The 15536-nt window shown below is 62.0% G+C and carries 12 protein-coding genes and 1 tRNA gene; 7 read left to right on the top strand and 6 right to left on the bottom strand.

Features of this window, described 5'->3' with window-relative positions:
- Positions 1 to 160: 160 nt before the first annotated feature.
- From OPC11_RS11665 to OPC11_RS11650, 4 genes are all read right to left on the bottom strand, one after another.
- Complete coding sequence (locus OPC11_RS11665) at positions 161 to 1258, bottom strand: aminopeptidase (RefSeq protein WP_264781962.1); 1098 nt, start codon at positions 1256 to 1258, stop codon at positions 161 to 163.
- Between the two features lie 39 nt (positions 1259 to 1297).
- The gene (locus OPC11_RS11660; protein WP_069450338.1) at positions 1298 to 1714 is read right to left on the bottom strand and encodes a CBS domain-containing protein; all 417 of its coding nucleotides are present in this window, start codon (positions 1712 to 1714) and stop codon (positions 1298 to 1300) included.
- A 68-nt stretch (positions 1715 to 1782) separates the two neighbouring features.
- Positions 1783 to 4401, bottom strand: a complete 2619-nt coding sequence (locus tag OPC11_RS11655; RefSeq protein ID WP_264781961.1) for a valine--tRNA ligase — start codon at positions 4399 to 4401, stop codon at positions 1783 to 1785.
- 152 nt (positions 4402 to 4553) lie between these two features.
- Positions 4554 to 4748, bottom strand: a complete 195-nt coding sequence (locus OPC11_RS11650; protein WP_007980078.1) for a hypothetical protein — start codon at positions 4746 to 4748, stop codon at positions 4554 to 4556.
- 420 nt (positions 4749 to 5168) lie between these two features.
- Here OPC11_RS11650 and gnd point away from each other — a divergent pair, with 420 nt between their 5' ends.
- Positions 5169 to 6068, top strand: a complete 900-nt coding sequence (gnd, locus tag OPC11_RS11645) for a phosphogluconate dehydrogenase (NAD(+)-dependent, decarboxylating) (protein WP_007980075.1) — start codon at positions 5169 to 5171, stop codon at positions 6066 to 6068.
- A gap of 56 nt (positions 6069 to 6124) precedes the next feature.
- On the opposite strand, the gene OPC11_RS11640 is transcribed toward gnd, so the two are convergent.
- A complete protein-coding gene (locus tag OPC11_RS11640; RefSeq protein WP_264781960.1) occupies positions 6125 to 6763 on the bottom strand; it encodes an FkbM family methyltransferase in 639 nt (212 codons plus the stop codon).
- Between the two features lie 283 nt (positions 6764 to 7046).
- Here OPC11_RS11640 and OPC11_RS11635 point away from each other — a divergent pair, with 283 nt between their 5' ends.
- The 6 genes from OPC11_RS11635 (at position 7047) to trpB (ending at position 13386) form a co-directional block, all read left to right on the top strand.
- On the top strand, positions 7047 to 7622 hold the full coding sequence (locus tag OPC11_RS11635) for a 2Fe-2S iron-sulfur cluster-binding protein (RefSeq protein WP_264781959.1): 576 nt from the start codon (positions 7047 to 7049) through the stop codon (positions 7620 to 7622).
- Between the two features lie 196 nt (positions 7623 to 7818).
- Positions 7819 to 7891 (top strand) — tRNA-Arg (locus OPC11_RS11630).
- A gap of 391 nt (positions 7892 to 8282) precedes the next feature.
- A complete protein-coding gene (locus OPC11_RS11625) occupies positions 8283 to 8441 on the top strand; it encodes a hypothetical protein (RefSeq protein ID WP_171970523.1) in 159 nt (52 codons plus the stop codon).
- A 278-nt stretch (positions 8442 to 8719) separates the two neighbouring features.
- Positions 8720 to 10144 carry an MATE family efflux transporter gene (locus tag OPC11_RS11620; protein WP_303649003.1) on the top strand — a complete coding sequence of 475 codons (1425 nt, stop codon included), beginning with the start codon at positions 8720 to 8722 and terminating at the stop codon, positions 10142 to 10144.
- A gap of 156 nt (positions 10145 to 10300) precedes the next feature.
- On the top strand, positions 10301 to 11923 hold the full coding sequence (locus tag OPC11_RS11615; protein WP_049805641.1) for an alkaline phosphatase family protein: 1623 nt from the start codon (positions 10301 to 10303) through the stop codon (positions 11921 to 11923).
- Positions 11924 to 12216: 293 nt separating this feature from the next.
- Complete coding sequence (trpB, locus tag OPC11_RS11610; protein ID WP_264781958.1) at positions 12217 to 13386, top strand: tryptophan synthase subunit beta; 1170 nt, start codon at positions 12217 to 12219, stop codon at positions 13384 to 13386.
- 36 nt (positions 13387 to 13422) lie between these two features.
- Here the strand turns inward: trpB and OPC11_RS11605 are convergent, their stop codons facing one another.
- Complete coding sequence (locus OPC11_RS11605) at positions 13423 to 15399, bottom strand: 5'-nucleotidase C-terminal domain-containing protein (protein ID WP_264781957.1); 1977 nt, start codon at positions 15397 to 15399, stop codon at positions 13423 to 13425.
- Positions 15400 to 15536 lie beyond the last annotated feature (137 nt).

Here is a 15536-nt window from a genome sequence, read left to right as displayed (position 1 = left end):
CGACTGCTCGAATCTACTCCTCGAACCCGTCTTCCCACCGGAAGGTCCACATTGCACTTTTTTACTCGTCGGGTCAGCTTCGCTGACCGCTCCTCGCAAAAACCTGCACTAAAAAATTCCGCTCGCTCGTTTCACTCGCTCACGGCACGACTTCTCGAATCTACTCCTCGAACCCGTCTTCCCACCGGAACGTACCGTTTCGTTGGACCACTTCGCCGTCCACTTCCATCCGCGACTCTTCGCTCATGTCGGTTATCATGTCGATGTGGACGGCGCTCTCGTTGCCCGTCTCTCCTTCGGGAAGGCAGGCGTCGTAGGCTCGTCCGACCGCGAGGTGAACCGTATCGCCCATCTTCTCGTCGAAGAGGATGCTGTCGGTAAAGCGGTCGATGCCGCGGTTCATTCCGATGCCGAGTTCGCCCAGTTTGCGTGCGCCTTCGTCCGTGTCGAGGATGTCAGCCAACTCGTCCTCGCCGGTTTCGGCGCTGAAATCGACGACTTCGCCGTCCTCGAACGTGAGGTGGACGTTTTGGATGCGATTCCCTTGCAGGGTCATCGGCACGTCGAAGAACACCTCGCCTTCGGTCGCGTACGGTGCCGTGAACACCTCGCCGCTCGGGAGGTTGTGCGAGTCGTAGGCCACCGTCGCACAGCTGTTGACCGCGGTTCGCTCCTCGACGGACATCGTGAGGTCGGTGTCCTCCTTGACGATTCTGACCTCGCTGCCCTCGTCCAGCAGCGTCTTCATCGTCGCCATCTCGTCGGCCAGTGACTTCCAGTCGCGGAGGACGGCACTGTACACGAAGTCCTGGTACTCCTCGTAGGCCATCCCGGCCTGCTGTGCGTAGGCGCGGGTCGGGTGGAGCGTCGAAACCCAGTCCGCGTCGAGTCGGGCTTTTCGGATATCCATCCGCGCCTTGTTGTACGCCTGCTTCGTCTCCCCCGGTACGTCCGCTTGTGCCGTCGTATTCGTACTCCCCGCGAGGCGAAGCACCACGTCGGCGTTCTCGTACATCGCCAGTTCGGGTGCCGGGTTCTCGTCGAACTCCCCGTCGTGTGCGCGAAGGTACGCGCGCTCGACCTCCCCGGAGTTGTACACCGTCAGCAGGTTCGCGTTTCGCTTTCCGACCGCCTCGCCGACCGCGACGGCGAGGTCGTGTGCTCCCTCGTCCGTGATGACGACGACATCGTCGCCCTCCTCGATTCGCGCGCTCCAGTCGACCAGTACCTCCGCGTGTTCGTGAATTCGGTCGTCCATACCACGACAGTCGAGGAGCGAAAGAAAAGTTCCGGTGATTCAAAAGCGCGGCGTCTGCTCCTCGATGACGTCGGCGGCGTCGTCCATCTCGTCCGCGAGCATGACGAGCACGTCGTCGAGCGTGACGATTCCCACCAACTCTTCGTCTTCCACGACCGGTATTCGGCGGATGTCCGCGTCCTCCATCCGCTCGATGGCGTCGTGAACGCTGGCGTCGGCGTCTATCGTGATTGGATCTCTCGTCATCACGTCGCCGACCGTTCGGCCCGATGCGTCGGCCTCGTCGGCGAGCGAAAGCGCTATTTTGCGGTCCGTCACGATACCGACCGGACGTCTCCCGTCGACGATGGGAACACACCCGACGTTCTCCTCACTCATCATCGACGCGATGTCCACGAGGTCGGTCTCTTCCTTGGCGGTGATGACTTCCATCGAAGCAATGTCACTAACTGGCATGGTTCTCCCCCCCAACGGAGACACGACGGGTCGGAACGTAAAGACGACGGCTCGTCGGATGCGCCCGTCTACGGGAAGACGAGAACCGTCGCGTGCTCCGTTTCGAGCACTTCGACTTCTTCGCCGCTCTCGGCGCGATACTCCTCTTCGATTTCCACCCAGTCGCCGTCGAGGGTGACCTCTTCGCCCGCGGCGTCCAACGTGATTTCGCCGTGGGTGTCCAACTGCGCTTTGAGTTCGGCGGGGTCCGTCGATTCGAGCGCGCCGACGACCGCACCCGCCTTGTCGCGGAACTTCGGCCCGATGGACGAGTGGTCGGGGCTGACGCCGACCGGCGCGAGTTCGACGTTCGGCCGTCCCTCTTCGAGGTAGACCGGGCCGTTCACCGCTTCGCTCAGGTCGTAGGTGTCGGGGTGGCGCTCCGCGTCGGCGTACAGTTCGATGCGGTCGAGTTCGCCGTTGAGGGCCATTCCCTCGTCGGATTTCCACGCCCGGACCTCGCTCGCAACCTCGGCGATGATTTCGCCCGCGAGTTCGGCCTCGTCGTCGCGCATCTCGACGTCCGGCCACGTGGCCAGATTGACGCTTTCTTCGGTTCCGGGGAGGTAGCTGTAGACCTCCTCGCTGAAGAAGGGCGAGAAGGGGGACAGCATGCGAACGACGGAGGAAACACACGTGTACAGCGCGTGGCGCGCGGCGTTTCGCTCGCCCGGCCGTCCCTCGTAGAGGCGACCCTTCACCAGTTCGAGGTAATCGTCCGCGAGGTCCTCCCAGACGAACTCTCGGAGCGTTCGAAGCGCCCTATCGTAGCGATACCGCTCCATATCGTCGCTCACGCTTTCGGCGGTGTGCGACAGTCGGGAGAGAATCCAGCGGTCCGCGTCGCGGTAGGCCGGGTCGCTGATCTCCGGCGTGTTCTCGTCGAAGTGGTTCTCCGAGAACTGGAGGATGTTCCAGATTTTGGTGAGGAACCGCGAGGCGGACGTCGCTTCCTTCGGCTGGAACTGCACGTCGCTTCCGGGCTGGCCGCCGAGGACCAGCGCCTGTCGAACCGAGTCGGCACCGTACTCGTCCACGGCGTCCGTCGGCGTGACGACGTTCCCCCGCGACTTGCTCATCTTGTTGCCGTCCGGACCGAACACCATGCCGTTGATGAGGATTTCATCCCACGGCCGCTCGCCGGTGAGTTCGCCGACGCGGAGGAGCGTGTAGAACGCCCACGTTCGGATGATGTCGTGCCCCTGCGGGCGGAGCGCCACCGGTTCGAACTCGTCCAGTTCGATGTCCTCGGGCCATCCGCTGATGTGAAGCGGCGTGATGGACGAGTCCATCCACGTGTCCATCACGTCGGTTTCACCGACCCACGAATCCCCGCCGCACTCGGGACAGTCGCCGACTGCGGGGCCAGTTTCCGTCGGGTCGACGGGCAGTTCCTCGATGTCGGCGATGTGCCAGTGACCGCACTCCTCGCACTCCCACGCGGGAATCGGCGTGGCGAACACGCGCTGGCGGGAGATAACCCAGTCCCAACTCATGCCGTCCGCCCACTCTTCGAGGCGGGTGTACATGTGCTCTGGAATCCACTCGACTTCCTTCGCCTTCTCGACGATTTCGTCCGGTTCGACCTCGACGAACCACTGTTCCTTCGAGAGGATTTCGATGGGGGTGTCACACCGCCAGCAGGTGCCGACCGACTGTTCGGTGGTTTCCGAGTCGTTCAGGTACCCTTCCTCGTCCAGTGTCTCGGCGACTTCCGTCTTCGCCTCGTCGATGGTCAGGCCCTCGAACTCGTCGGCGAGTTCGTTCAGGTGGCCGTCTTCCGTGAAGACGGGGCGGAGGTCGAGGTCGTGTCTGGCCCACCAGTCCACGTCCTGTTTGTCCCCGAACGTACAGATCATCACCGCGCCGGTTCCGAACTCGCCGTCAACGTCGTCGTCGCCGACGAGTTCGATCTCCTGTCCGAACAGCGGAACCTCGAACGTCTCGCCGATTCGGTCGGCGTAGCGTTCGTCCTCGGGGTCCACGGCCATGCCGACACACGCCGCGAGGAGTTCGGGACGGGTCGTGGCAATCTCGATATCGTCGTTGCCCACGCCCTCGAATGTGACGTAGTAGAGCGTCCCCGTCCGGTCCTCGTTTTCGACCTCCGCGTCCGCGATGGCCGTCTCACAGCGCGGACACCAGTTGACGGGGTGTTCGTCGCGGTAGACGGACTCTTCCATCTCGACGAACGAGCGCTGGGTCTTCCCCCAGTACTCGGGGTCCATCGTGCGGAACTCGGCGTTCCAGTCGATGGAAAAGCCCAGTTCGTTCATCGTCTCCTTCATCGAGTCTATCTGCTCTTCGGTGTGCTCGATGCAGAGGCGGCGGAACTCCTCGCGGGAGACCTCCGTCCGGTGGATGCCGTGGTTCTCCTCGACTTTCACTTCCGTCGGCAGGCCGTGGCAGTCCCATCCCTGCGGGAACAGGACTTCCTCGCCCTGCAGGCGGTGGTAGCGCGCCGCGAAGTCGATGTAGCTCCACTGGAGTCCGTGTCCGATGTGGAGTCTTCCAGTGGGATATGGCGGTGGCGTGTCGATGACGTACTCCAGATCACCGTCCGGGGTGTACACGTCGGAGTCTTGCCACTCCTCCTGCCACTTTTGCTCGATACGCTCTGGTTCGTAATCGCTTGGAACGTCAGTCATGGCTGCAAATTGCTGTCGCTGAATGGTGAATCGGTGAGAAACACGATCGGCTCGCCGTCTGCGCTAGAGACGTACTACCGACACCATCGCGCTCATACTTGTGACTCTGCGTGTGGTCGCTGATAAAGGTTCCCGTCCATTTCTCGCGTAAATCAACTCCGTACGGTCTGATACGTCCGGAGGAGAACGAGCCCGCCCATGGTTGCGAGCGCGGTGATGACCGCGAAGAGGAAGTTCGGGAAGTGGGTGAGGAGGAACTGGAGATACGGTATCGCCACGAAAACAGTGATACCACAAAGGAGAACGATAATCAGATTTAGTCGCCAAACGATTCTGTCCTCGTCCATACCACCTACTCACCTTCCGCCTTGTTATTTGTTTGCCCCGAATGAAAAATGGAGCACGACATCCTCACGCGTGATATCTGTCCCCGCCGTCCGATTCGCCGCGCCGCCCGGTTCGTTTCCCACCGCGAAAACGTCTACACACCGAGTGGCGCAACGGAGGTATCGGTATCGTCGCCACCGAAGCGAATGAGATGTTAGAAAGATACCGCTTCCGACAGTCGCCGCTCCGTTTCCGCGAACTCAACCACCTGTCTACTATCGGTAACTAACGATTCTCTCCAAAAAGTCCTATACTTCTTTTCGTTGGTTTCAACTCTGTACGCGAATCCAACAACTTGGAAGACGGTGCGAAACTCTTCCGCGACCTGACCCGCGACCGGAACCGCAATCCCTACCTCTCCCCCACCTGCACCTACTCCCATGCAACTGGGCGTCATCGGATTGGGGCGAATGGGTCGAATCGTAGTGGACAGAACGCTGGATGCCGGACACGACATCGTTGCCTACGACGTGGCCGAGGAGGCGGTCGAATCCGCGGCGAAAGCGGGTGCGGAACCGGCCGATTCGGTCGCCGACCTCGCCGAGAAACTGGGCGAGGAGAAACGAATCTGGCTGATGGTGCCCGCCGGGGAACCGGTGGACGCCGCGCTCGAAGACTTGGAACCGTACCTCGACGGTGACGACGTGGTGGTCGATGGCGGGAACTCCTACTTCGAGGATTCCGTCCGCCGCGGGGAAACCACCTCGGCGGCGTACCTCGACTGCGGGACGAGCGGCGGCCCGGCGGGTGCCGAACTCGGCTTCTCGCTCATGGTCGGCGGCCCGGAGTGGGCCTACGACGAACTGACCCCCGTATTCGACGCCGTGGCGACCGGCCCGGACGGCCACGACCGGATGGGCGAATCCGGGTCGGGCCACTACGTCAAGATGGTTCACAACGGCGTCGAGTACGCGCTGATGCAGACCTACGGCGAGGGCTTCGAACTGCTCCACGAGGGACGATACGACCTCGATTTGGAGGCTGTCGCCCGGACGTGGAACAACGGCGCGGTCATCCGCTCGTGGCTCCTCGAACTCTGCGAGGAGGCGTTCCGCGAGGAGGGCACCGACTTGGGTGACGTCGCCGACCACATCGCGGGCGGTTCGACAGGGACGTGGACGGTACAGGAGGCGCTCGAACAGGAGGTCCCGGTTCCGCTCATCTACGAGGCGCTCTCCGAGCGGTTCGGCAGTCGCGCGCCCGAGGACGGCCGTTTCTCGCGGCGACTGGCGAACCGACTCCGGTACGGCTTCGGTCGCCACGAAGTCAAACGGGACTGAGCGGGTTCACTCTCCACTCGGACACGTTCGGTTTCCTCGTCGATTCCTTCGCGTCGTTACCGCTTTGCTCGGAGCAAGTACGCGTGGTCTTGCGGGAGTTTCGCGTCCGAAAGGGATTCCCACGTGTTCTCCTCCCGATGCTCCGTCGCGGTCAGTTCGAACCCTTCGTCTTGCAGCAACTCGAACACGTCCCGTGGCGTGTCGTTCGCTCGCGCCAAAAATTTCGGATGGATTTCGACGAACAGACAGCGAACGTCGTCCAGTTTCTCGCCCATTCCCCGAAGAACGTTGTACTCGTATCCTTCGACGTCGATTTTGACCACGCTCGGGGCGTCACCGTCGTACGCTTCGAGCGCCAACATCTCTGCCGTCGTTCGCTCCCCGACGTAGGCGTGTGTGATGGATGCGCCGTCCGTCGCGTGCGTCCTGTTCAGGACGCGATAGTGGTAGTCGTTCGCTTCGAATCCGTGTATCCGGTCGCCCGGAACGCCGCACGCCTTGGCCAACGTAGTGAAGTAACCGAACTGGCTCCCGATGTCGTAAAACGTGTCATCGGCATCGAATTCGTCGGAAATGGCGGCCGTCAACTGCGGTTCGTACTCGTCACCACGACCGAGTATCTGATACAGGTGTGACCGTTTCGGAGCGTAGAGCGACTCCGTTGTGGACCCTTTCGTCAATCGAATCTCTCGCACGTCGACCGTCAGGTATCGGCTGTACTGATAGAGGTCGTCGATGGCGTGTTCTGTAACGCGGTGATGACCGGCCGCGGAAGTTTCGATACCGCGTCTGCGATGGCATCCGGCATATGTACAGAACCATCCGTGTCGAATATAATTGTGCGTGTTCGGGAGGTGATTCGTCTTCGGACGATGCCACGTCCAACTCGTCCATCTCTCCCACGCACGCCCTCCGGTGACGTCACGCACCCGCGTCAATCACAATGCTGTTAAACCACCGTTCCGTAGCCACCGCCATATGGTAAACGAACTGGGTCTGGGACTCGGGCTACTACTCGCCCTCGTCGTGGTGGCTCTGCACTACACGAAGGGTACCGAGTGGCGAATCGCAGACGACATCTCCCAAGAAGTGCTCGACCGACGAGCGGCGAGCGTTCCCGAAACCGACTTCCCCGAACCGATGAACCGGTCCATCGGCGGTGGCGGTGCTGTCGCTATCGGCGGCGGTGCGGAGGGCGAACTCGCCGATGAAGGTGCCAAGGAGGAGGACGAAGGCTTCGACCCGTCCGCAATCCCGGAGGACGAAGTCGAGTACTTCGAAGTCGAGTACGTCAACGAAGGCGAAACCATCGAAGTCGCCAGCAACGAAACCATCCTCGAAGCGGGTGAGGACGAAGGCTGGGACCTACCGTACTCCTGCCGGGAAGGTCAGTGTCTGTCCTGTGGTGCGCGCATCGCGGAGGGCGACCCCGACGACATCGTTCACAGCAACAACGACACGCTCAGCGACGAGGAACTCGACAACGGATACTTCCTCTCCTGTACCGCCTACCCACAGGCGGACCTCAGCGTCGAGACGAACGAAACGCCATAAACACCATCCCATTCGTTTCTCCACGATTTCACCCGGAGAGCCGACTTTCTCCCTTATTCACGTCGTTCATATCCCAGCGAGCGGTATGGCTCTCGTAAAATTCGTGTTCCGACGATGACCGCCCACCATCGAGTAGCGACGGTGACGGTTGACGCAGACACAAAACTAAAGCCCTCGTGGGCAAACGGAAGACTGAGGGCGCGTAGCTCAGTGGACAGAGTTCTTGGTTCCGGACCAAGATGTCGCGGGTTCAAATCCCGTCGCGCCCGTATCGGTTTCGACGAACGTCGGTGAGTCGAAATCGAACTCCGGGACGGATTCTGAAGGCGACAAGTCACAGCCCGCACAGCGAAGCGAGCAGGAATGTCTTGGTGTGGTTCAAATCCCGTCGCGCCCGTACAGCGAGCGGTGTAACCGCGAGCGAACCGGACGAGGGATTTTCACCAGATCAGTCGCATGCCCGGGAAACGAACGAATGTGAGTGACCCGGAACGTCTGGGCGTGGTTCAAATCCCGTCGCGTCCGCTCATTTTGTGAGCTCTGTGAACCCCAGATGGACCCGAATAACGCCGTTCCTACTCGTCGATATCGCGCTTCAGGGAGGCGCTACCCGGTTCGTAGCTGCCAATTACTTAATTTTTCGGCCGCTGTGGTTGGCGTATGCCCTTCGAGTGCTTTCCAGAATACGCGGTCCGCAATCCCTCCGAGTGTCCCGTCGTTCGTCAGGTTTCCCGCCACGAATGGGTGGCCCGAACCGAGGAGGGGCGCTTCGCCTCCGGTTCGACGCCCGCCAGCGCCATCGCACGGTTGAAACGGTAATCTCCCGCGACGCCGTGCGAAACCGCTCGCTATCGGGACATCCGTTCGGAGAGCAGGGCATCACGATGCTGGAAACGACGTATTAAACTCGCTTAGCAACCGTTTAACTCACTGATGGTCAGTTTCGTGCTTCTCGTCGGTTTCGGCCGCCCATGGTCCCTTGTCCGGTATCGAGACGAGCGAACGACGAGCAGCGCGCCGCACGGATTGCGGCATATCTTACCGAACCGTTTGCGATTCGAAATATTCAAATCGACCTATTTCGTTTCGAAAGTACGATGACTAGCACACAGCCCAGTAGTTCTATCACCGACGGTGGGCTGGTGCGACCGATGTTCGAACTCGCGTGGCCGATTGTCGTTATCCAACTGCTACAGGTGATGTACAACGTTGCGGACACCTTCTGGTTGGGTCGACTGTCGTCCGATGCGGTCGGCGCGATGAGTATCGCGTTTCCGCTCATTTTCTTCCTCATCTCCGTCGCGGGCGGATTTACGACGGCCGGGAGCATCCTCGTCGCCCAGTTTACCGGTGCGGACAGCGAAGGCTCGGCGGGGAAGGTCGCGGGCCAGGTTCTCTCGTTCGTGTCCATCCTCGCTATTCTCCTCGCGATTGCCGGGTATTTCCTCACCGACCCGATGCTCGCGGTGATGCCGTCGCAGGGGGCGACGACCGAGCAGGTCGTTCCGCTCGCGCGGCGATACATGGAGACGTACTTCCTCGGATTGCCGTTCCTGTTCGGCTTTTTCGTCTTCACGTCGCTGATGCGCGGGTACGGCAACACGCGCACGCCGATGCGAATCATGATGGTCAGCGTGGCCGTCAACGTCGTCCTCGACCCGCTGCTCATCTTCGGATGGGGGTCGCTCGACGGCATGGGCGTTCAAGGGGCGGCGCTCGCGACCATCTCCGCACGCGCCGTGGCGAGCGTGCTCGGCCTGTACGTCCTGTTTTTCACGAGTGCAGGGCCGACCGTCGGACTGGACGACTTGCTCCCCGACCTCGGATTCATCTGGAAGATCGTCCGTATCGGGACGCCGAGCGCGCTCGAACAATCGACCAGTTCGCTGGCGATGATTTCGCTGACCGCGATGGTCGTCCAGTTCGCACCTCCCGTCGTCAGCGCCTACGGCCTCGGAAACCGCCTCGCGTCGCTCGTTTTCCTCCCCGCAATGGGGTTGGGTCGGGCGACGAACACCATGGTCGGCCAAAACCTCGGGGCGCGGAAGCCCGACCGCGCGGAGCGGGCGGTGTGGCTCGCGGCGAAGGTCGGTGCAGGGGTGATGTTCGTCGTTGCAATCGTCGCGGTGTTGTTCCCCGGCCCGATTGTCGGCGTTTTCATGGCGACGGGAACGAAGCAGGCGGACGCCACCATTCGACTCGGAAGTCAGTACCTCCGGATTCGCTCCGTCGAATTCGTGTTCATGGCGGTGTTGCAGGTTCTCCTCGGCGCGTACCGCGGTGCGGGGAACACGAAACTGGCGATGGCCTTCTCCATGATAACGCTCTGGCTCGGCCGGGTGCCGACCGTGTACTTCCTCGCGTTCGTCCGCGACATGGGACCGACCGGCGTCTGGATCGGCATGGCATTCGGCAACATCATCGGCGCTATCGTCGCCGCGCTCTGGTTTACTCGAGGGACGTGGAAGCGCACGGTTATCGACGAACCGGGCGTCGCGGTCGCCGACGGCGACGGCGAATAACGATTCGCTGTCCCGTTTAAGAGTAACATAATAAAATGATTAGAGAGCGTAGGAGTCTCCAATGAGTCTGGCGACCGTCGCATTGCAAGATGACACTCCTTGCTCCGCGAACGAAACGAGATACGCTGGCCGAAATTGCGGTTTGGGTGACAGACAATGAGTAACGTAGACGTTCTTCTCATCGGAATCGACGCCGGATGCTTGCCCGTTTTCGAACGCCTATACGAAGACGACGTTATCCCGAACATCCGTTCTATCTGCGATGGTGGGGCTTCTGCACCGCTCGAATCACAAATGCCGCCGTGGACGCCGAGCGCGTGGCCGTCGCTGTACACCGGCGTTAACCCCGGCAAACACGGCGTTTGCGGGTTCGTCGCCTACGACGGATACGATTTCCGCGTCGTCAGCGGGAGCGACGTCGAGGAACACGCCATCTGGACGCTATTGGACAAACACGACCTGACGAGTGTCGTCGTGAACGTCCCCGTAACCCACCCTCCGGACGAAATCAACGGGGCGCTCATTCCGGGGTTCATCGGCCCCGAGGACCCGCGCTGTCACCCCGAAGGACTGTTGGACGAGGTGCGCGACGCCATCGGCGAGTACCGCGTGTACCCGACCTACTCCCGCGAGGAGTCGAATTACACGGACGCACAGAAGATGGACGAGTACACGAGTCTCGTCCGGATGCGCGGGGAAGCGTTCCGCTATCTCGCCGACAAACACGACCCCGACTTCGGGTTCGTGCAGTTCCAGAAGCCCGATACCGTCTTCCACGAGTTCGACGGCGACTGGGACAAGGTGACGACCGTCTACGAGGAGACGGACAGGCAAGTCGGCAAGCTCCTCGAAGAGTGTGACCCGAACACCGTCTTCATCGCGAGCGACCACGGGATGGGTCCGTACGAGAAGTACGAGTTCCGCGTCAACGAGTTCCTCCGCGACGAAGGCTACGTGAAGGCCCGGAAGGGCGGCCGCGGGATGCCGTCGTGGAACCCGATTCAGGACGAGCTTCGGGAGGGAAAGGACACGAAGACGTGGGAGCCGAACACCATCGAACGCATGGCCGCGAAGATGGCCCAGTTCGGTTTCACCGCTCATCGGATTCGAACCGGGTTGGAGAAGGTGGGACTCGCCGAAATCGTAAAGCAGTACGCGCCGAAGAACGTCGCGCGGACGGCGAACGAGCAGGTCGATTTCCCGAAATCCGCCGCGTACATGCGCGCTCGAACCGAACTGGGCGTTCGAATCAACTTGCAGGGACGCGAACCGAACGGCATCGTCCCGCCGGAGCAGTACGACGAGGTTCGTGACGACCTGATAGAGAAACTCAGTGCGGTCGAAACCCCCGATGGTGAACCCGTCTTCGGCGAAGTCGCGCCGCGCGAGACGTACTTCCACGGAAAGAACGCGGACAACGCGCCGGACATCGTGACCATCCCGAACGAGATGGGGCAGTTCCTCTCGGCGCAACTCCTCGGCGACTACTTCGCGCCGCCGACCGAACCGTGGAACCACAAAATCGAAGGCGTCGTCGCCGCGAAAGGGGAGGGAATCGACGCGGATGCGATGCCGACCAAAGCCCACCTCTTCGACATCGCGCCCACTGTCATGTCCGCGCTCGGAATCCCGTACAGCGACCGGATGGACGGCGGCGTCATTCCAATCGTCGAGGACGCCGGAGCGCAGTCGTATCCCGCCTACGACGAGGACGACTCGGTTTCGATGGACGACGCGGACGTCGAAGAGCGGTTGGCCGACCTCGGCTACATGCAGTAGGCCGACTTCGACTCCTCACCTCGTCGGTTTTGCTCCGCGACTCTCTCCGTCGTCTCGACGGTTCTCCGACCTGTCGTTCGCTTTCTTCACCGGTCGTTCCCCGTTCTTCACTCCCCCGTTTCGTCTCTCCTCGGGTTTCATATCTACCTTATACAGTCCATAAACGTATGTGTCGGCTGTCGGTGGCTATCACGTGAGATGCCGTCGGTGGCGCTATCAACAATTTTGTACACTCCACACCACATTTGTACTGTAGAGTAATTTTATATACGTCGGGATGCAACCTTCCGTCCATGTCTCAAGAGACCGCAACCGAGTTCGGGACGTTCGGCGGCCGCCACGTTCCCGAACCGCTCGAAGAACCGCTCGAACGGTTGGCGCAAACCTACGACGAGATTTCCGAGACGGAGGCGTTTCAGCGCGAGTTCCAGCAGTACCTCGAAAAGTTCGCAGGGCGACCGACGCCGCTCTATCACGCGGAACGACTCTCCAAGGCGTACGGCGCACAGATTTACCTGAAGCGCGAGGACCTGCTCCACGGCGGCGCACACAAGATCAACAACTGCCTCGGGCAGGCGTTGCTGGCGAAGCAGGCGGGGAAGGACCGACTCATCGCCGAAACCGGCGCGGGTCAACACGGTACCGCAACCGCGATGGTCGGCGCGCTGCTCGACATTCCGACCGAGATTTACATGGGGAAAAAGGACGTGGAGCGCCAGAAGATGAACGTCTTCCGCATGCGCCTGATGGGCGCTGAGGTGAACGAGGTCACGCGCGGTGACGCCGGACTGGCGGATGCCGTCGATGCCGCGCTGGAGGATTTCGCCCGCAACGTGGACGACACTCACTACCTCGTCGGGAGCGTCGTCGGTCCCGACCCGTTCCCGCGGATGGTCCGCGATTTCCAGTCCGTCATCGGCGTGGAAGCGCGACGTCAGATTCAGGAGGAGACCGGAAGCCTACCGGACGCCGCGGTGGCGTGCGTCGGCGGCGGGTCGAACGCCATCGGTCTCTTCCACGCGTTCCGCGACGACCCCGTGGAACTCTACGGCGCGGAGGGCGGCGGCGAGGGGTCGGATTCGACCCGCCACGCGGCACCCCTCGCGAGCGGGAAGACCGACATCCTCCACGGGATGCGGACCCGCATCCTGAACGACGACGTGGAGGTCCACTCAGTCTCGGCGGGACTCGACTACCCCGGCGTCGGCCCGGAACACGCCCAGTTCCGCGAAACCGGCCGCTGTGAGTACACCGGCGTCACCGACGACGAGGCGCTCGCCGCGTTCCGAGAACTGAGCGAGTTGGAAGGCATCATCCCCGCGCTCGAATCCAGCCACGCCGTCGCGCTGGCGAAGCAACTCGCCGAGGAGCGAGACGAGGACGACGTGATTCTGGTCAACCTGAGCGGTCGGGGCGACAAGGACATGGAACAGGCCGCCGAGCTGTTCGACCTCGGCAACTGAGAAAAATCGCTTTTCGAACCGCGATTGCGAGGCCGCTTACGCGGTCGCCGCCGTCGGTGTCGGCGATGCGGTGCGCTCGCTCGTCTCGTCGGTGTCGTCCGTCTCGTTGGTCTCTTTCGCGTGCCCGCCGTTTGCCGCGAGCGTCGCGGTCACGTCGGCGTTCACCCGCGAGTGGTCGAAGTACACTTGGTCGTACTTCGAGGAGTTGTAACTTCCGTACAGGTCGAGGTCCGCCGGCCGCTCGCATCCGAGGAGCGCCGCGAGTTCGGCGTCGTCGAAGCGAACCGCGAGGCGTCCCTCCTCGGCGTCGTACGTGACCTTCTCCGCTTCGACGGTGCGGTTACCGGGTGTCGAGACGACGAACGTGCCCGCGACGGTTCCGTCGTAGTCCGCTGGCGCGTCGAAGTGCATGACGACCTTGCCGCGTTCGTCGAGGCTGACCGAGGCGTCGTCGAGGGTGGTGTCAACCCGTCGAATCCGGCCGTCCGTCGTCGGCGCGATTCGTTTCTTCTCCTTCAGATAGTCGACCACGGTGGTCGAAAGGAGTTCGTTCGTCCGGTTTACGACCGGTTCGTCGGCGAGCGGATAGCCGCTTCCGCCGCCCGCCATGAAGTCGTTGACGGCGACTTCGTAGGTCGCGTTCGGGTCGAGTCGCTCGCCGTTCACGTACACGTCTCGGATTTGGTCACGACCCTCGTGGCCGACCCACTCGAACCGGACGCCGCTGACTTGCATGGCTATCTCCGCGCCGTACTGCTGTCCGGCCTCGCTCTCCAACGGCGTCACTTGGCTGGCGAGCGTTTCCTCCAGTTCGCGGCCGGTCAGTTCGACCGTCACGACCTCGTTCCCGAACGGGAGCGTGTTGAACACGTCGCCGCCCGTGACGTTTCCGGGACCGTAGACGCTGTTCGAACGGATGCCGCCCGCGTTGGTGATGGCCACGTCGGCACCCGTCTTCGCGCGCATCGCGTCGGTCACGAGGTCGCCGTAGTTGCTCTCGCGGTGGTAGTTGGTGGCGAACCGAGCGTCGAGGGGCGTCTCGGTGTACGCGATAGTCGAATCGAGGTCCACCTCCGAGCGGTAGTCGTCGATGATGTCCGAGGCGGTTTCGTTCTTCGGCGTCGCGTCGGTGACGTTGAGGAGGTGCCCGTTCGCGGCGACGACCTCGCCGTTCTCGACGGTGAGGTTGATTTCGCTCAGGTACTCGGCCCGCGCCTGCGTCTCGCTGATGATGGTTCCGTTCACGACGCGCGGACGGTAGACAACTTCGTCGTGTCCCGTCAGCACGACGTCGGTGTCCGTTCGGTTCGCGACCGTCTCGGCTTCGTTCGTCCCCTCGTGGAGCAGGACGACCGTTACGTCCACGTCCTCCCTCTCGCGGAGAACCCGTTCGTACTTCCGAATCGACGGTACGACCGGCTTCGCGGTGATGTCCCGAGCCGAGAGGTTCTCGGAGACCGAGCCATCGACGCCGGGGTAGACGGCACCGACGATGCCGACTTTGACGCCGCCGCGCTCGACCACTTCGTAGCGTTTCGTTCCCTCGACCGTCTTCCCGGTCGTCTCGTTGACGAGGTTCGAGACGACCCACGGGAACTCGGAGGCGCGGGACGCGTTCGTGAACGCATCGACGCCGTAATCGAGGTCGTGGTTGCCGATGGTATCCGCGTCCGGCCCGATGAGGTTCAACACGTCGACCGGCGCGCGCCACTTCGAGACGGGAGAGAGCGCGTGCGGCGACAACTCGTCACCGCCGCCCATCACGAACGTCGGGTTGTCGTGGGCGGCCCGCCGCTCGTCGATTCGATGGACCAGCCGCGGCAAGTTGCCGTCCTTCGCCGCGGCGGTCTGAATGTCGTTGTAGGAGAGGATGGTAACGTTCGTCGAACTGTTCGCGGTCACGTCGGCTGACCCTGTGTCTGACTGGTGCCCGCCAGCGCCCACACCGAGCGCGGGAATCGCCCCCGCACTGACGATGCAGACGAGCAGGACGAGTGCTGTCGCGCGTCGCATTCATCGTATTCGAACGACTCTTCCAGATTAATTGTATCTATGTGATATTGATAGAATAATGGTCTCTATGGATTCAAATATATGTGGTGGACGAACATGTGCTGTATTTTACCCTTTCGCCCGGGCTATCGAAACAC

This window comes from Haladaptatus sp. T7 (genome assembly GCF_026008575.1).
GTDB classification, from domain to species: domain Archaea; phylum Halobacteriota; class Halobacteria; order Halobacteriales; family Haladaptataceae; genus Haladaptatus; species Haladaptatus paucihalophilus.
This window is presented reverse-complemented; position numbering and strand designations above follow the sequence as displayed.

Bases quoted from the DNA above. Each gene is read 5' to 3' on its own strand.
- OPC11_RS11650 (WP_007980078.1), bottom strand. From the start codon at position 4,748: ATGGACGAGGACAGAATCGTTTGGCGACTAAATCTGATTATCGTTCTC.
- OPC11_RS11625 (WP_171970523.1), top strand. From the start codon at position 8,283: ATGCCCTTCGAGTGCTTTCCAGAATACGCGGTCCGCAATCCCTCCGAG.
- OPC11_RS11620 (WP_303649003.1), top strand. From the start codon at position 8,720: ATGACTAGCACACAGCCCAGTAGTTCTATCACCGACGGTGGGCTGGTG.
- OPC11_RS11665 (WP_264781962.1), bottom strand. From the start codon at position 1,258: ATGGACGACCGAATTCACGAACACGCGGAGGTACTGGTCGACTGGAGC.
- OPC11_RS11605 (WP_264781957.1), bottom strand. From the start codon at position 15,399: ATGCGACGCGCGACAGCACTCGTCCTGCTCGTCTGCATCGTCAGTGCG.
- OPC11_RS11635 (WP_264781959.1), top strand. From the start codon at position 7,047: ATGGTAAACGAACTGGGTCTGGGACTCGGGCTACTACTCGCCCTCGTC.
- OPC11_RS11615 (WP_049805641.1), top strand. From the start codon at position 10,301: ATGAGTAACGTAGACGTTCTTCTCATCGGAATCGACGCCGGATGCTTG.
- trpB (WP_264781958.1), top strand. From the start codon at position 12,217: ATGTCTCAAGAGACCGCAACCGAGTTCGGGACGTTCGGCGGCCGCCAC.
- OPC11_RS11660 (WP_069450338.1), bottom strand. From the start codon at position 1,714: ATGCCAGTTAGTGACATTGCTTCGATGGAAGTCATCACCGCCAAGGAA.
- OPC11_RS11655 (WP_264781961.1), bottom strand. From the start codon at position 4,401: ATGACTGACGTTCCAAGCGATTACGAACCAGAGCGTATCGAGCAAAAG.
- gnd (WP_007980075.1), top strand. From the start codon at position 5,169: ATGCAACTGGGCGTCATCGGATTGGGGCGAATGGGTCGAATCGTAGTG.